Source organism: Yimella lutea, from assembly GCF_006715095.1.
Classification (GTDB): Bacteria; Actinomycetota; Actinomycetes; order Actinomycetales; family Dermatophilaceae; genus Yimella; species Yimella lutea.
In genome coordinates, this window is the sequence record NZ_VFMO01000001.1 from 3319166 (window position 1) to 3336784 (window position 17619).

Below are 17619 nucleotides of genomic sequence, written 5' to 3' on the forward strand. Positions count from 1 at the left end.
GGTTCAGTCGTCGTCGCCGTGAACACTCGGACGCACGAACGGGAACGCGAGCGTGGCTTTGATGTTGGTGCCGAGCAGCATCATGATCAGTCGGTCGACACCGAATCCCAGGCCACCGGTCGGCGGCATGCCGAGTTCGAGTGCCCCGAGGAAGGCCTCGTCGACCTCCATCGCCTCCGGGTCGCCCGCGGCAGCGGCCATCGACTGACGGGTCAGACGCTCGCGCTGATCGATGGGGTCGATGAGCTCGCTGTACGCGGTGCCCATCTCCGCGCCGAACGCCACCAGGTCCCACTGTTCCGCCAACTTCGGGTCGTTGCGGTTCGGACGCGCCAGCGGCGAGACCTCGACCGGGAAGTCCTTGTAGAAGGTCGGGAACGTGGTCTCCTTCTCGACCAGTGCCTCGTACAACTCCATCACCAGCTTGCCCGGACCGGCCCCGGCCGGCGCACCTACACCGTGGGCGGCGCAGATCTGCGCGAGGTCGGCGAGCAGCGAAGCGCTGGTGACGGTCTGCCCGACCGCCTTCGACACCGCCTCGTGCACGGTCACGACCGGCCACGGACGGTCCAGGTCGACCTCGTCCACTCCCCCTGAAGCGTTGGGCCGCAAGGCGACCGGACGGCCGTTCACGGCAACCGCGGTGCGCAGCACGACCTCCCGCATGAGTTCGCGCATGGTGTCGTAGTCGCCGTAGGCCTCGTACGCCTCCAGCGAGGTGAACTCCGGGTTGTGGGTCGCGTCCGCGCCCTCGTTGCGGAAGTTGCGGTTCAGTTCGAAGATCCGCTGCATCCCGCCGACCGCTAGCCGCTTCAGGTAGAGCTCAGGTGCGATACGCAGGTACAGGCCCATGTTGTAGGCGTTGATATGCGTCTTGAACGGACGCGCGGCCGCGCCGCCGTGGATCGCCTGAAGCATAGGCGTCTCCACCTCGACGAACCCCTTGTCGGTGAAGACGTCACGCATGGCTCGCACGCCGATGAACCGGCGCTGCAGCATCGCGAGTGAGTTCGGGTCGAGGAGCAGGTCGAGGGAACGGTTGCGCGCCCGGAGGTCCTGCGACAGTCGGGTATGCATCACCGGCATGGGGCTCAAGCACTTGGACGCCATGCGCCACGAGTGCATCAGCACCGACAGTTCTCCGTTGCGGGAGGTCGCGACCACGCCGGTGACGCTCACCAGGTCGCCCAGGTCGACCGTCCGGCGCCAAAGTTCACGCGCCTGGCGGGGTGTTCCTTCGACGGTGACCATCACCTGGATCCGTGAGCCCTCGTCGTCGAGGACTGCGAAGGTGACGCCGCCCAGATTGCGCCAGGCGCGGATGCGTCCGCTGACCGACACGGCGACGTCGGTCGTCGTGTCGGGGGCCATCCCCCTGTGTGCTGCAACAAGCTCGGCCACGCGATGCGTGCGCGGCACCGACACGGGGTAGCCCTCGAAACCCGCCTCCCGCAGCAGTTCCAGCTTGCCTCGACGGACGCGCTGTTGCTCGCTGAGTTGCACGGCGTCCGGTTCCGGAATGAGCAGATCGCGTTCCTGCTCACGCACGGTCTCGTTGAACCCCTCCTCGGTGCGCACCGGTTGGCTCTCACCCGGACGAGGTCCGATGAGGAAGCGAGGACCGACCGGACGCACGAAGCCCTCGGCGATACCCATCGCCAGCCCGGCGCGGGCCACGGTGAGGGCGGGGTCGTAGCAGAGCATCCGTGGAACCCACGTCGGGCGGTACTTGTCGTTGGACCGATAGAGCGTCTCGAGTTGGTAGAACCTGGACGCGAACGACAACGCAGCATCCGTCAGCTTCGTGACCGGACCGGCACCCACCTGATCGGCTGTGCTGAACACGTTGCGGAACACGGCGAAGTTCAGCGACACCCGGCGAATGCCCAGGTCACCGCCGAGTTCGATCAGCTTGGCGACCAGGTACTCGTTGAGACCGTTCTCCGCGGAGCGGTCTCGACGCATGAGGTCCAGGGACACACCGCGCACGCCCCACGGCACGAACGACAGAAAACCACGAATGACACCTTCGCGGTCTCGGGCCGTGATGAGTACGCATCGACCGTCGGCCGGGTCACCAAGTCGGTTGAGCGCCATCGAGAAACCACGCTCGGTCTCGTTGCCGCGCCATTCGGTGGCCAGGCGTTCGATCTCGGCGAGTTCATCGGGGTTCAGGTCACCGTGTCGACGAACTTCGGCGGTGTATCCGGCCCGGTTGATCCTGGTGACCGCCTGTCGCACCGGACGCATGGACCGACCCCGCAGACTGAAGGAGTCGACGTCGATGATCGCTTCGTCGCCCAATGGGAAGGCCCGCAGGCCGGCGTCGACATACATCTGGGACGCCTTGTCACCACTGGAAAGAACCGCGCTGTACAGACCGAGTTCACGGCACTGCTTGCGCCAGGCTTCGACCCGAGTTGCACAGTTTTAGTGTGTGCCAAGAAGACGGAGGATCTGCTCGGCTTCGGGGGTGAGTTGTGGCTGGGCGGTGATGAGGTGTCCAGCGATGCTGACCTGCACTTCGCGTAGTGGCCTCAAGGTGGTGACGATGCGTTTGATGCTGAGCCCGGTTTCGTTCTGCAGGTAGCGGGCGACCGCGAGGGCAGCGAACACGATCGTGAGGTGGGCTTCGATCGCGTCGCGGGTGTGGTGGAACATCGGCCGTGCTCGCAGGTCGGTTTTGGACATCCGGAAGGACTGCTCGACCCGCCACAAGTCGTGATAGTTCCCGATGACCTCCGAGGCGGTCGCCAGGTCGACCGGGATGTTCGTGACGTACCCCTTCAACCCGACCAACCGCCGCGCCCGCGCCAGCGACGCCTCGTCCAAGGATCGGGCGCCGTTGTCCGTCTTGACGAACCGAGTCTTGTGCGGGGCCCGCTCACCCTCCACAACGGCCATCGCCCGGTTCTCCTGCAACGTCAAGGTCCTGGCGTCTCGGGCCGCACGTTTGGCCGAGTACGCCCACACCGCCCGCCACGCAGTGGTGTGCACCGCTGGGTTCCACACCGGCTCGGACTTCAGCTTCACATCATTGACGGCTCGCGCTGCGTGGGTGGCGGTGCGTGGGGTGATCGTGTCGATGATCTGCCCGTCGGTGAACGCGTCACCGTGCCACCGGAAGTGCGATTCCAAATCCTGCGGTGCTTTGGTGAGGCGGGACCCGACGATGAACCGCAACCCCGCCTCATCCAAGGCGTGGAGGTTGGTCGCGGACAGCATGCCCGCGTCGGCAACGATCGCGATATCGGCCAGGTTGTGCCGGTCAGCGAACTGCCGCACGATCGTGGCCGTCTCTGCCCGGTTGCCTTCGAAGCAGCCGATCTCCAACGGGAACCCGTGCCGGTCGACGAGTAGCCCGACGACGACTTGGGGGTCGACGCGGCGTTCTTTGGAGTAGCCGACCTTGCGTAGGTCGTCCTCGTGCTCGGCCTCGAAGTAGAGCGTGGTGACGTCGTACAGGCACAACGTCACATCACCAGCAGTCGCGGCATGCGCGAAACACTTGGTCGCGATCACGTCCCGGTATCCGCGGGTCGCGCAGCGTTTCATCGTCGCAGTGAAGGTGTTGCGGTGCGGTGCCTCGTATCCGAGTTCGGTCAGCACGCGCAGCGAGTCAACTTTGCTGGTCGGTTCCACCAGCCGCGCGAGCACCAACGAGAAGAACGCCTCGTCACCGATCTCGTTGAATCCCAACCGGTTCCATGCTGACCGGATCGCGTGGATCAGTAGTTGTGAGGCTTGTGCCTGCACCACGGGCGCCCCGCTAACCGGGCGTGCCCAGTCGAGGTCAAGCTCGTCTTGGCCCTCGTGCAACTTCGCGTGTGCGAGGTCCAGCAGCACGGCCAACTCGGCCTCGGTGTGCGCCGAGCCGAGGTGCTCGATCACGCGGTCGCGGCCGCCGGCGTACTCCGCGAGCTGAACCGCCGTGGCTCCCGAAGCCGTCTTCACCTTCCGCACGAACACCACGAACGAGACGCTACCGGCCCACCGTTAGTGTGTGGTTCACGAACCCGGCAACCCGCTGACCAGCACAAACACCGCGTCAGGTGCCATCAATCGGCATCACCTGTGCAAGTCAGGTCTTGGGACGCACCGATCCGGCGGATCCGCCATACGAATTGATCGAGCCCTTGAACACCCTGCTGACGCTCACCCAGCGGCCTCCGCATTCTGCTTCTCGCACCCTCATTCCCGAGGCCCGATATCCATCTTGCAGGACGCCGGTGCGATCCGCGTTCTTGGGGCGAAAAATGAACGCCAGAACCAGCCGAGGAATGCACAAAGGGCCGCCCCTGAGGGCGGCCCTTTGCCTTTAAAAAGAAGTCCGGCGGTGTCCTACTCTCCCACACCCTACCGAGTGCAGTACCATCGGCGCTGAAGGGCTTAGCTTCCGGGTTCGGAATGTGACCGGGCGTTTCCCACTTCGCTATGACCGCCGTAACACTATGAAACTATGACGCCAACAGGTTTGTTGCGTGTTGTTTCAGATATCGCATAGTGGACGCTAAAGCATGAACTGCAGGAACCCTTTGTTGTGAAGGGTTTGAGTAAGTTATCGGCTTATTAGTACCGGTCAGCTACACACATTACTGTGCTTCCACGTCCGGCCTATCAACCCAGTCGTCTACTGGGAGCCTCTCACCCACAAAGGGGCATGGAAACCTCATCTTGAAGCGTGCTTCCCGCTTAGATGCTTTCAGCGGTTATCACTTCCGAACGTAGCTAATCAGCGGTGCTCCTGGCGGAACAACTGACACACCAGAGGTTCGTCCATCCCGGTCCTCTCGTACTAGGGACAGGTCTTCTCAAGTTTCCTACGCGCACAGCGGATAGGGACCGAACTGTCTCACGACGTTCTAAACCCAGCTCGCGTACCGCTTTAATGGGCGAACAGCCCAACCCTTGGGACCTACTCCAGCCCCAGGATGCGACGAGCCGACATCGAGGTGCCAAACCATGCCGTCGATATGAGCTCTTGGGCAAGATCAGCCTGTTATCCCCGGGGTACCTTTTATCCGTTGAGCGACGGCGCTTCCACAAGCCACCGCCGGGTCACTAGTCCCGACTTTCGTCTCTGCTCGACATGTCTGTCTCACAGTCAAGCTCCCTTGTGCACTTACACTCAAAACCTGATTGCCAACCAGGCTGAGGGAACCTTTGGGCGCCTCCGTTACCTTTTGGGAGGCAACCGCCCCAGTTAAACTACCCACCAGGCACTGTCCCTGATCCGGATCACGGACCGAGGTTAGGAGCCCAGAACGACCAGAGTGGTATTTCAACGTTGACTCCACACACACTGGCGTGCATGCTTCACAGTCTCCCACCTATCCTACACAAGCCGTACCGAACACCAATACCAAGCTGTAGTAAAGGTCCCGGGGTCTTTCCGTCCTGCTGCGCGTAACGAGCATCTTTACTCGTAGTGCAATTTCGCCGAGTTCGCGGTTGAGACAGTGGAGAAGTCGTTACGCCATTCGTGCAGGTCGGAACTTACCCGACAAGGAATTTCGCTACCTTAGGATGGTTATAGTTACCACCGCCGTTTACTGGCGCTTAAGTTCTCAGCTTCGCCCAAAGGCTAACCGGTCCCCTTAACGTTCCAGCACCGGGCAGGCGTCAGTCCGTATACATCGAATTACTTCTTCGCACGGACCTGTGTTTTTAGTAAACAGTCGCTTCTCCCTGGTCTCTGCGGCCCTCACCCCTAGTGAGCACGTCACTTCAAGGATTGGGCCCCCCTTCTCCCGAAGTTACGGGGGCATTTTGCCGAATTCCTTAACCACGATTCACTCGATCGCCTTAGTATTCTCTACCTAACCACCTGAGTCGGTTTAGGGTACGGGCGGCTCGAACCTCGCTAGAAGTTTTTCTCGGCAGCATAGGATCACCCTACTTCCCACATATGTGGTCACTATCAACTCTCAGCCTCAATGACTGGCGGATTTGCCTACCAGTCGGCCTACAGTCTTAGACGGGGACAACCATCGCCCCGCGGAGGCTACCTTCCTGCGTCACTCCCTCGCTTACCTACTACAAGATCGGGTCCCACGCTCCCCACCAACACGCACACCCGAAGGCGTACGAACATGATGGTTCGGGTGGTTAGCATCCCTTGGTTCGATATGGGCGGTCCTTCGCCGGTTCCGGAATATCAACCGGATGTCCATCGACTACGCCTGTCGGCCTCGCCTTAGGTCCCGACTTACCCAGGGCAGATTAGCTTGACCCTGGAACCCTTGGTTATTCGGCGGACGGGTTTCTCACCCGTCATTCGCTACTCATGCCTGCATTCTCACTCGTGTGGCCTCCACACCTGGATCACTCCGGCGCTTCACTGCCCACACGACGCTCCCCTACCCAACCACACCCCTGGACCACAAACACAAGGTTTGAAATCAGGGTGTCGTGTGATTGCCACAGCTTCGGTGGTGTGCTTGAGCCCCGCTACATTGTCGGCGCGGAATCACTTGACCAGTGAGCTATTACGCACTCTTTAAAGGGTGGCTGCTTCTAAGCCAACCTCCTGGTTGTCACAGCAACTCCACATCCTTTTCCACTTAGCACACGCTTAGGGACCTTAGCTGGTGATCTGGGCTGTTTCCCTCTCGACTATGAAGCTTATCCCCCACAGTCTCACTGCCACGCTCTCACTTACCGGCATTCGGAGTTTGGCTGACGTCAGTAACCTGGTGAGGCCCATCAGCCATCCAGTAGCTCTACCTCCGGCAAGAAACACGTGACGCTGCACCTAAATGCATTTCGGGGAGAACCAGCTATCACGGAGTTTGATTGGCCTTTCACCCCTACCCACAGCTCATCCCCTCAGTTTTCAACCTAAGTGGGTTCGGTCCTCCACGACGTCTTACCGTCGCTTCAACCTGGCCATGGGTAGATCACTCCGCTTCGGGTCTAGACCCAGCGACTATGGGCGCCCTCTTCGGACTCGCTTTCGCTACGGCTACCCCACCCGGGTTAACCTCGCCACTGAGCACTAACTCGCAGGCTCATTCTTCAAAAGGCACGCCATCACCCCAACAAGGAGGCTCTGACGGATTGTAAGCGCACGGTTTCAGGTACTATTTCACTCCCCTCCCGGGGTACTTTTCACCTTTCCCTCACGGTACTAGTCCGCTATCGGTCACCAGGGAATATTTAGGCTTAGCAGGTGGTCCTGCCAGATTCACACCGGATTTCACGGGCCCGGTGCTACTTGGGAACACGTCCAAGACAGTGACACATGTTTCGGCTACAGGACTTACACCCTCTCCGGTACACCATTCAAGATGTTTCGCCTACACGCGCCATTTCTAACTGCCCACCAACATGTCAGCATTGGTAAGAACGATCCCACAACCCCACGACTGCAACCCCTGACAGGTATCACACAACCGCGGTTTAGCCTCATCCGCTTTCGCTCGCCACTACTCACGGAATCACTCTTGTTTTCTCTTCCTGTGGGTACTGAGATGTTTCACTTCCCCACGTTCCCTCCACATACCCTATGAGTTCAGGTATGGGTCACACCACATGAATGGTGCGGGGTTCCCCCATTCGGAAATCCTCGGATCACAGTCTGGTTATCGACTCCCCGAGGCTTATCGCAGATTCCTACGTCCTTCATCGGTTCCTGGTGCCAAGGCATCCACCGTACGCTCTTAAAAACTTACACAAAAAAACTTCACAGAGCACTACAGATGCTTCGCGTCCACTATGCAATTCTCAAACAACACACAGCACCACCACCACCCACACCAACCCAGACCCACAAGCCCAGATTATTCAGTGCAGCCGGCGAACAGCCTGCCAACCCAGAAAAAACAACCCCAACCAACCACCACAACCCACGAAGGAGCTGTACCAGTCGCCGAAGATCGTTTCTTCAGGACCCAACAACGTGCCGACACCCCACACCCAGCAACCACCCCAACACCTTTCCACAACCCAGTCCAGCATCCATGATCACTCACATCAGCCGAACCACCGGTTCGTACTTGGTCGAGACAGCCACCCGGTCACGGGCACCATGATTGATGTTCCACCCTTGAGCAGGACCCCACCACACACGCGGTGATGAAAGGCCACTGTCGCTCCTTAGAAAGGAGGTGATCCAGCCGCACCTTCCGGTACGGCTACCTTGTTACGACTTAGTCCCAATCGCCAATCCCACCTTCGACGGCTCCCCCCACAAGGGTTAGGCCACCGGCTTCGGGTGTTACCGACTTTCGTGACTTGACGGGCGGTGTGTACAAGGCCCGGGAACGTATTCACCGCAGCACTGCTGATCTGCGATTACTAGCGACTCCAACTTCATGGGGTCGAGTTGCAGACCCCAATCCGAACTGAGACCGGTTTTAAGGGATTCGCTCCACCTCACGGTATCGCAGCCCTCTGTACCAGCCATTGTAGCATGCGTGAAGCCCAAGACATAAGGGGCATGATGATTTGACGTCATCCCCACCTTCCTCCGAGTTGACCCCGGCAGTCTCCCATGAGTCCCCACCATCACGTGCTGGCAACATGGAACGAGGGTTGCGCTCGTTGCGGGACTTAACCCAACATCTCACGACACGAGCTGACGACAACCATGCACCACCTGTACACCAGCCAAAAGGCACACACATCTCTGCATGCTTCCGGTGTATGTCAAGCCTTGGTAAGGTTCTTCGCGTTGCATCGAATTAATCCGCATGCTCCGCCGCTTGTGCGGGCCCCCGTCAATTCCTTTGAGTTTTAGCCTTGCGGCCGTACTCCCCAGGCGGGGCGCTTAATGCGTTAGCTGCGGCACGGAACTCGTGGAATGAGTCCCACACCTAGCGCCCAACGTTTACGGCATGGACTACCAGGGTATCTAATCCTGTTTGCTCCCCATGCTTTCGCTTCTCAGCGTCAGTAATGGCCCAGAGACCTGCCTTCGCCATCGGTGTTCCTCCTGATATCTGCGCATTTCACCGCTACACCAGGAATTCCAGTCTCCCCTACCATACTCTAGCCTGCCCGTACCCACTGCAGAACCGGAGTTAAGCCCCGGTCTTTCACAGCAGACGCGACAAACCGCCTACAAGCTCTTTACGCCCAATAATTCCGGACAACGCTCGCACCCTACGTATTACCGCGGCTGCTGGCACGTAGTTAGCCGGTGCTTCTTCTGCAGGTACCGTCACTCTCGCTTCGTCCCTACTGAAAGAGGTTTACAACCCGAAGGCCGTCATCCCTCACGCGGCGTCGCTGCATCAGGCTTTCGCCCATTGTGCAATATTCCCCACTGCTGCCTCCCGTAGGAGTCTGGGCCGTGTCTCAGTCCCAGTGTGGCCGGTCACCCTCTCAGGCCGGCTACCCGTCAAAGCCTTGGTAAGCCACTACCTCACCAACAAGCTGATAGGCCGCGAGTCCATCCTTCACCAAAAAATCTTTCCACACACAACCATGCGACCATGTATGAATATCCAGTATTAGACCTCGTTTCCAAGGCTTATCCCAGAGTGAAGGGCAGGTTACTCACGTGTTACTCACCCGTTCGCCACTAATCCACCCCAGCAAGCTGGAGCTTCATCGTTCGACTTGCATGTGTTAAGCACGCCGCCAGCGTTCGTCCTGAGCCAGGATCAAACTCTCCGTAAAAAAACAGAAAAACCATCCTGGCCGAAATTGATCAAGAGCATCCAAAAAAATGCTACTGAGTACAATCTCAACCAAACAAACATTTGGCATCAATCACTCGACACGCTGTTGAGTTCTCAAGAAACGATCAGGCATCGTCGAAAATACGATGAGGCATCTTCTCCGAGCTGATTTTCTGGCTCCCCCGACTCTTGGGCGTCAGATCCGTGGATCCTCGCGCGCTTGGCTCCGGAAGGAGTGACCAGTTTAGCTCCGCTCCAGGCGAGAGTCAAGCCGGCCTGCCAGCCTGCGGCGCGGCCCCACCTTCCGGTGTTTCCGCCTCCCTGTCGGGCTGACGTGGTAAACACTAGGTGACCATCGCGGAAACTTCCAAATCCGCAGGTCAGAGGCTGTTTTCGCTTGATCGCGCCTGGGCGCACACCGACGAAACCAGCACGTCAGTCGGCCAGGATGCCCAGCAGATCCGCACGGGTCAGCACGCCGATCGGTTTACCGCCGTCCACGACCATCAGGGCGTCGTTCTCGGCCAGCTGTGCGCGCATGTGCTCGACCGGTTCGCCAGCACCGACCAACGCAAGCGCCGGCTCCATGTGTTTCTCGACGGAGTCGGCGAGATGGGCCTTGCCGGCGTAGATCGCATCCAGCAGTACACGCTCGCTCACGGCGCCGGCGACGTCTCCGGCCATAATGGGCGGCTCGGCGTTCACGACCGGCATTTGCGAGACGCCGTACTCGCGCAGGATCTCGATGGCGTCCCGCACGGTCTCGTTCGGGTGGGTGTGGACGAGCGCAGGCATGTCGCCGCTCTTGGCCGCAAGCACATCGCCGGCGGTGCGGCTCTCCTGCCCCCGCATGAAACCGTACGAGGACATCCAGTTGTCGTCGAAGATCTTCGACATGTATCCCCGCCCGGAGTCGGGAAGCAGGACGACCACGACCGCGTCGGAGGGCAAGTCCTTCGCGTGACGCAACGCGGCCACGACGGCCATGCCGCAAGACCCGCCGACCAGCAGGCCCTCCTCCAGGGCCAACCGGCGCGTCATCTCGAAGGATTCGGCGTCGCTCACGGCGATCACGTCGTCGACCACCTTCGGGTCGTAGGCACGCGGCCACATGTCCTCACCCACGCCCTCCACCAGATACGGCCGTCCGGTGCCCCCGGAGTACACCGAGCCCTCGGGGTCCGCGCCGATGATCCGGACCCGTCCGCCTTCCCGAGCGGCGGAGATCTCACTCAGGTAGCGGCCGGTGCCGGTGATCGTGCCTCCGGTGCCGATGCCGGCGACGAAGGAGGTGATCCTGCCGTCGGTGTCGTTCCAGATCTCCGGGCCGGTCGTCTCGTAGTGCGACGCGGGCCCGTTCAGGTTGGAGTACTGATCCGGCTTCCAACCGCCCTCGGTCTCCTGGGCGATGCGGTCGGACACGCTGTAGTAGGAGTCCGGGTGCTCAGGCGCCACTGACGTGGGGGTGACGATGACCTGCGCCCCGTAGGCGCGCAGCACCTTGCGCTTGTCCTCGCTGACCTTGTCCGGGCAGACGAAGATGCACTTGTAGCCCTTGCGCTGGGCGACGAGGGCCAGACCGACCCCCGTGTTGCCTGAGGTGGGCTCGACGATGGTGCCACCCGGCTGCAACTCTCCCGACGCCTCGGCAGCCTCGATCATCTTGAGCGCGATGCGGTCCTTCACCGACCCGCCCGGGTTCATGTACTCGACCTTGGCCAGCACCGTGCACGCGATGCCGTCCGTGACGCTGTTGAGCTTGACCAGGGGTGTGCCGCCGACGAGGTCCACGATGTGCTCCGCATACTTCATGCCGGGAATGTCTCACATCGTGGTCGGAATACGAAGTAGCGGTCACGTCGCCCGGCTGCGGGAGGTTGACCTGTGAGCACGCGTCCGGGGACCCGTGGTGAGAGGATCCACCGAAAGCGAAGCAACCGAATCGAACGGGGTGAGGCATGACCGGGGCACGCAAGATCGCTTCCACTGCGGCGTACGCAGGATCGATCGGGGCCGCCGGCCTGGCAGGTGTCGGTCTTGGCGCGTACGGGCTGCTGCGGATCGAGGCGATGATCGCCCGTCGGGTCGTCGGCCAGCCCTTCGAAGGAGCGCCGGAGGACTCCGGCACCTACGGGCACGCACCCGGCGCGCCGGTCGAGTTGCTCGTCGTCGGCGACTCCACCGCCAAAGGGATGGGTGCCGACCGGTCGACCCAGACCGTCGGTGCGATCGTCGCCACCGCGGTTGCCGCCATTGCGGGACGTCCGGTGCACTTGACCAACGTCGCGTCCGTCGGAGCGATCTCGACCGACCTCGGCGCCCAGGTGGAGCGCGCCCTCGAACTCGTCGACCGACCGCACGTCGCGCTGATCATGATCGGCGCGAACGACGTCACGCGCAGTGTCCAGCGCGCCACCTCGATACGCCACCTCGCCGCGGCCGTCGCAGCCTTGCGCGCGGTCGGGTGCGAGGTCGTCGTCGGCACCTGTCCCGACCTCGGAGTGATCGAACCCGTCCCCCAACCGTTGCGTTTCCTGACCCGCAAGTGGTCGCGTGACCTCGCCGCAGCCCAGACCGTCGCGGTCGTCGAGCACGGCGGCCGCACGGTGTCCCTCGGCGACCTGCTCGGTCACGAGTTCGAGCAGACGCCGTCGGTGATGTTCAGCAAGGACCGCTTCCATCCCTCCGCAGCCGGCTACGCGCGCGCGGCATCGGCGTTGATCCCCTCCGTGTTGGACGCGCTCGGCCAGGCCTCGACCGACACCGGCCGTGCGCCCGATCGCCGCCGCGGAGAGAGCATCGGTCCGGTCTCCGTCGCGGCGATGCGAGCCGTGCGAGATCCGGGAACCGAGGTCAGCGCCACCGCGATCGGCGGACAGGAGTCGGGCCACCGCGGACGCTGGGCGGTGCTGTTGCGACGCCACCATGAACCGCTTCCGGCCGCCGTCGAACCGCCTGCGCCGGACGCATCCGTGACCGGGATGAGCGACCACGAGACGCCCGTCACATCGGACGTTACCGAGTCGTAGACTCGGAGGAAGCCCCGGCACCACCGCGCCGCCCGCGCGTGCCGTGAACCCACCGACATCGGAGGACCCATGCCCGAAGCAGTCATCGTCTCGACCGCCCGCACGCCGATCGGTCGCGCATTCAAGGGTTCGTTGAAGGACGTCCGCCCGGACGACCTCGCGACCCAGGTCGTCCAGGCCGCACTGGCCAAGGTGCCGAATCTCGACCCGACGTTAATAGACGACCTCTACCTCGGTTGCGCCGAGCCCTGGGGCGAGCACGGCAACAACATGGCACGCGTCGTCGCGGTGCTGGCCGGCCTCGACACCGTTCCCGGTGCGACCGTCAACCGCTTCTGCTCCTCATCGGTGCAGACCACACGCATGGCGTACCACGCGATCAAGGCCGGAGAAGGTGACATCTTCGTCTCGGCGGGCGTCGAGTGCGTGAGCCGTTACCTCGACTTCTCCAGCGCCGGTTCGTCGCGCGAGGACATCCAGAACTCCAAGTTCAAGGACTCCGTGGCTCGCACGGCGAAGATCGCAGCCGAGAACACCCCCTGGACCGACCCGCGCGACGAGGGCATGCTGCCCGACGTCTACATCGCGATGGGCCAGACCGCCGAGAACGTCGCGACCTCCCGCGGCATCAGCCGCGAGCGGCAGGACGAGTGGGGCGTCTCGAGCCAGAACCGTGCAGAGCAGGCCATCAAGGACGGCTTCTTCGAGCGCGAGATCGCGCCGGTGACCCTGGCTGACGGCACTGTCGTCTCCACCGACGACGGTCCACGTGCCGGCGTCACCCTGGAGAAGGTCTCGAGCCTGCAGCCGGTGTTCCGGGAGAACGGCACCGTCACCGCAGGTAACTGCTGCCCGCTGAACGACGGCGCCGCAGCGGTCGTCGTCATGAGCGACACCAAGGCCAAGGAACTGGGTCTGACGCCGCTCGCTCGCGTCATCTCCACCGGCGTCTCGGGCCTCTCCCCCGAGATCATGGGCCTCGGCCCGGTCGAGGCGTCCAAGCAGGCGCTGAAGCGCGCCGGTATGACGATCGGCGACATGGACCTCTACGAGATCAACGAGGCGTTCGCCGCTCAGGTGCTGCCCTCGGCCGACGACCTAGGCATGGATTTCGACAAGCTGAACAAGTTCGGTGGCGCGATCGCCCTCGGCCACCCGTTCGGCTCCACCGGCGCCCGCATCACGACGACGCTGCTCAACGGCCTGCAGACCGTCGACGGCACCTACGGTCTGGAGACCATGTGTGTCGGTGGCGGCCAGGGCATGGCGATCATCTACGAGCGTCTGTCCTGATCGACCCCAGACCCGAGGCGGTACGCCTCGAACTCGGACGCGTGGTCCGACGGTGGCAACAGCTGCCGTTGGACCGCGCGTCCGCGCTGTGTCCGCGGGTTCGTGCGTCGGCACGTGCGTTGTTCGACCTCAGCGGCCCGACCGACGACTTCGCGGAGCTGGGACCGGTCGCGACCATGGACCAGTTGAAGGTCGCGGCGTACGACGCGTCCGCGTCCGGGCACGGCGACGCGGCGGCGCAGGAACTCCTCCGACTGCGTCACGTCATTGGCTGAACGCACCGACGAAGAAGGCCCGCACCAAAATGGTGCGGGCCTTCTTGATGCGGTGGTGATCAGTCGCGGCTGATCGCGAGCAGCCGCAGCAACTCCAGGTAGAGCCACGCGATCGACACGATCAGACCGTGAGCCAGCAGCCACGAGGTCTTCTCCGGCACACCGGCATTGGCGGCATACTGGATCGTGTCGAAGGCGATCGCCAGCGAGTACGACGCAAGGGCGACAGCGAGCAGGCACAGGATCATGCCGAAGGTGCCCATGCTGAAGAACCCGAACTGGTCGAGGACACCGGTGAACTGCAGCACCAGGTTGACCATGGCGAACAGGAAGTAGCCGAGCGCGGCGAAGGCGAAGATCCTGCGGGTGCGGTCGTTGACCTTGATCAGGCCGAACTTCCAGCCGGCGAACATGCCGGCGAACACGCACAGGGTCGCCAGCACCGCCTGCGGGACGACGCCGTCGAACATCGTGTTGAAGAACTGGCTGATCGCACCGAGGAAAGCGCCTTCGATGACCGCGTAGGCCACGATCAGGGGCACCGAGATCGTCTTCTTGAAACTGATCACGAAGCCCAGGACGATGCCGGCGATCATGCCGCCCATCCAGATCGCCATGCCGGCCGGACGGTTGTTGGCCGTGACCATCCAACCCGCACCGGCGCTGATCAGCAGCAGACCGAACAGGCCGAGCGACTTGGCGACGACGTCGTCGAGCGTCATCCGCCGACCGGTGGCCTCCGGTGCCATCGGCGCTCCGAACTCAGGGCTGCCGTAGCCGGGAGCCTGCGGTTGCTGCATCGCGTTCGGGTTCATCTGGCCGTACTGGCCCGGCGTTCCGTAAGCCTGCTGGCTGTTCTGCGGACCCGCATAGGGGTCGCCCTGGCCGTACTGTCCGTACTGCGGCTGCTGGCGGTTGCCGAAACCGGCATACTCACCGCGCTGCATGTCTTTCTCGAACCGGTCGAACACCGGGTTGGTTGCCATCGCTCTCCTCCGTCGACGATCGCGTCCCACGGGGTGTGGGCTCAGTCCTCTACACAAGTAAAGCGTTCGGATGGGCGAAATCATCCCCACGCACACCGCGATTGTGGATCGTGACCGCCTCGAGACAGTGCCCCCGACGGGACTCGAACCCGCACTGAAGCGCTTTTAAGGCGCCTGCCTCTGCCATTGGGCTACGGGGGCAGACACAGATTAGACGGTCAGTGCGAGCTGCCCTGCCATGCCAGTGGTGGCACCTGGATGACCACACGGCCAGGCTCGCGCAGGCGGGGCGTCTGGTGGTTCCCGCGAGGAACGAGCTCCGACCACGACCGGCGCAGGAGCCGGTAGAAAACATCCCGGTTCGAGTCCGGTCGGGGACACTCAGTTGTTCGCAACGGAGAGGGCGATTCCGTCGAGGATGTCCTTTTCGCTGGTGACCGTGTGCTCGATCGCGCTGTGCTCACTGACCCGCTGCACGATGGTGCGCCAGATAAGGGCCCCGGCGCCGATGACGTCGACCCGGCCGGGATGCATGAACGGCATGGCCGCTCGCTGCTCCCGGGTCGCGGTCAGCAGTTCGGTGGCGGAGCGTTCGACGTCCCCGATCGGGATACGTGCGCCGTGGATCGCTGACTTGTCATAGGTCGGCAGGTGCAACGCGTTCGCGGTGATCGTGGTGATGGACCCGGCGAGACCGACCAGCGACCCGATGCCGTCGAATCCGACCGCGTCCTGCGCCTCGTCGATCGCGGCGTTGATGTCGCGCAACGCGCCCTCGATCTCGTCCGGGGTGGGCGGGTCGGACTTCAGGTGGCGTTCGGTCATCCGGACGCATCCGATGTCCATCGAGATCGAACGCTCCACCTCGTCGGTGCCGCGCACGAACTCGGTCGAGCCGCCGCCGAGGTCGACGACGAGGTATGGCGACGCAGCGTCCTGGGCGATGAGATCGCCGGTGGCGCCACGGAAGGACAGCGAGGCTTCTTCGAGCCCGGAGACGACCTCCGGATCGATGCCATAAACGGCGAAGGCCGCGCGCACTCCGTCGATGAAGTCCTGCGCGTTGGACGCATCACGGGAGGCGGATGTCGCGACGAAGCGCACCGCCTCCACGTCGAGTTGTTCGCAGACCTTGGCGTAGTCGTTCGCGGCGTCGAGGGTACGTTCCATCGCGTCATCGGTGATGCGACCGGTCATGTCAACGCTCTGCCCCAGGCGCACGATGCGCATCGTGCGCTCGACATCGGTCAGCACGCCGTCGTCGATGTCGGCGACCAGCAGTCGGATCGAGTTCGTGCCACAGTCGACGGCGCCGACCCTCATGCGTTCTCCCGGTGGTCGATGTTGGAACAGCAGCCGTTCTCCCACCAGTTCGGCAGTGCGGCAAGAGCCTTGTCCCCCAATGGATTCACGCCGGGTCCGACGGCGATCGAGTGAGCGACCAGCACGTGCAGACACTTCACCCGGTCGGGCATCCCGCCGGCGGAGATGCCGTCGATCTCCTCGACCTGACCGAGCTCGGTGCGGCGACGCAGATAGTCGTCGTGGGCCGCACGGTAGGCGGAGGCGAGTTCGGGATCGTCCTTGAGCTCCTGCGTCATCTCGCGCATCATCCCATTCGCCTCGAGCGTGCTGATCGCTCCGGTCAGGCGCGGGCAAGTCGCGTAGAACGAGGTCGGGAACGGCGTGCCGTCGGGCAGCCGCGGCAGGGTGCGGACGACGGTCGGGCAGCCGCACGGGCAGCGTCCGGCGATCTCGACGACACCCCGCGGGAGGCGTCCGAGTTGGCGTTCGACGGCGTCCAGATCCGCTCGGTCGATGTCGGGGTGGCTCTCTGCGGTCACTTCTTGTCGCCCCGGTTGGCCGCGAGTGTCGACTGCCACACCTGGCCGTACCAGGGGTTGGTGGAGACCTTCTTGCCCGACGGGTCGACGGTGCCGACCGGCTTGCCGTTCTCGTCGACGAGGACGGTCAGCGTCTCTCCTGGGCTGACGAAGCCGAGGCGGTCACGTGCCTGCTGCTTGACGAACTTGGGGTCGTTCGTCCACTTCTTGAGTTCGGTCTCCTTGGTGGAGACGTCCTTCTGCTTCTGGGTGACCTGCGCACCGAGCTCGTTGATCTGGTGCTTCTGCTGCAGGTAACTGTTCAGCGTGGGCGTGATGATCACGGCAAGGAAGAGCAGCAGGACACCGAGGATCGTCATCCTCTTCATCGACTGCGGACGCCGACGAGTGCGCTCGCGTATCGCGGCGAGACGACCGGTGGCCGAACTGCCGCGCGAGGCGTCGCGGTGTTCCGGACGCGTGCTGCCCCGCCGCGCGGCGGCAGGACGAGACGTCGACCTACCGCGGTCACGGCCGGTGTTTCGACCGGCGGGTCGCGAATCGCGAGTCATCGGAACAACTTTCGT

The 17619-nt window shown here is 62.8% G+C and carries 9 protein-coding genes, 1 tRNA gene, 3 rRNA genes and 1 pseudogene; 3 read left to right on the top strand and 11 right to left on the bottom strand.

Translation table 11 applies throughout. From position 1 onward, the window contains the following. Positions 1–3: 3 nt before the first annotated feature. From lysX to FB459_RS15960, 6 genes and pseudogenes are all read right to left on the bottom strand, one after another. Positions 4–2403, bottom strand: a pseudogene (gene lysX, locus FB459_RS15935) (bifunctional lysylphosphatidylglycerol synthetase/lysine--tRNA ligase LysX); the annotation flags it as partial. 27 nt (positions 2404–2430) lie between these two features. Then, entirely contained in the window at positions 2431–3972 is a 1542-nt protein-coding gene (locus FB459_RS15940; protein ID WP_246092496.1) for an IS1634 family transposase, read from the bottom strand. Positions 3973–4328: 356 nt separating this feature from the next. Beyond that, a 5S ribosomal RNA gene (gene rrf / locus FB459_RS15945) occupies positions 4329–4446 on the bottom strand. A 103-nt stretch (positions 4447–4549) separates the two neighbouring features. Then, a 23S ribosomal RNA gene (locus FB459_RS15950) occupies positions 4550–7675 on the bottom strand. Between the two features lie 426 nt (positions 7676–8101). Continuing rightward, a 16S ribosomal RNA gene (locus FB459_RS15955) occupies positions 8102–9624 on the bottom strand. The 16S, 23S and 5S rRNA genes sit together here, the layout of an rRNA operon. A 437-nt stretch (positions 9625–10061) precedes the next feature. After that, entirely contained in the window at positions 10062–11438 is a 1377-nt protein-coding gene (locus FB459_RS15960; protein WP_141929192.1) for a cystathionine beta-synthase, read from the bottom strand. Between the two features lie 146 nt (positions 11439–11584). Between FB459_RS15960 and FB459_RS15965 the strand changes: the two genes are divergently transcribed. The 3 genes from FB459_RS15965 (at position 11585) to FB459_RS15975 (ending at position 14223) form a co-directional block, all read left to right on the top strand. After that, complete coding sequence (locus tag FB459_RS15965; protein ID WP_129624516.1) at positions 11585–12655, top strand: SGNH/GDSL hydrolase family protein; 1071 nt, start codon at positions 11585–11587, stop codon at positions 12653–12655. A gap of 69 nt (positions 12656–12724) precedes the next feature. Next, positions 12725–13948, top strand: coding sequence for an acetyl-CoA C-acetyltransferase (locus FB459_RS15970; protein WP_129624517.1), 1224 nt, complete (start codon positions 12725–12727; stop codon positions 13946–13948). A 41-nt stretch (positions 13949–13989) separates the two neighbouring features. Then, entirely contained in the window at positions 13990–14223 is a 234-nt protein-coding gene (locus FB459_RS15975) for a hypothetical protein (protein ID WP_141929193.1), read from the top strand. 59 nt (positions 14224–14282) lie between these two features. Here FB459_RS15975 and FB459_RS15980 read toward each other — a convergent pair whose 3' ends face one another. From FB459_RS15980 to FB459_RS16000, 5 genes are all read right to left on the bottom strand, one after another. Further along, the gene (locus FB459_RS15980; protein WP_141929194.1) at positions 14283–15209 is read right to left on the bottom strand and encodes a Bax inhibitor-1/YccA family protein; all 927 of its coding nucleotides are present in this window, start codon (positions 15207–15209) and stop codon (positions 14283–14285) included. A 128-nt stretch (positions 15210–15337) separates the two neighbouring features. Further along, a tRNA-Leu gene (locus tag FB459_RS15985) sits at positions 15338–15410 on the bottom strand. Between the two features lie 180 nt (positions 15411–15590). Next, a complete protein-coding gene (locus FB459_RS15990) occupies positions 15591–16532 on the bottom strand; it encodes a Ppx/GppA phosphatase family protein (RefSeq protein ID WP_141929195.1) in 942 nt (313 codons plus the stop codon). Continuing rightward, the gene (locus tag FB459_RS15995; RefSeq protein ID WP_246092497.1) at positions 16529–17053 is read right to left on the bottom strand and encodes a DUF501 domain-containing protein; all 525 of its coding nucleotides are present in this window, start codon (positions 17051–17053) and stop codon (positions 16529–16531) included. Before FB459_RS15995 ends, FB459_RS15990 begins: the two co-directional genes overlap by 4 nt. Further along, positions 17050–17412, bottom strand: a complete 363-nt coding sequence (locus tag FB459_RS16000; RefSeq protein WP_211345214.1) for an FtsB family cell division protein — start codon at positions 17410–17412, stop codon at positions 17050–17052. Before FB459_RS16000 ends, FB459_RS15995 begins: the two co-directional genes overlap by 4 nt. Positions 17413–17619: the final 207 nt, after the last annotated feature.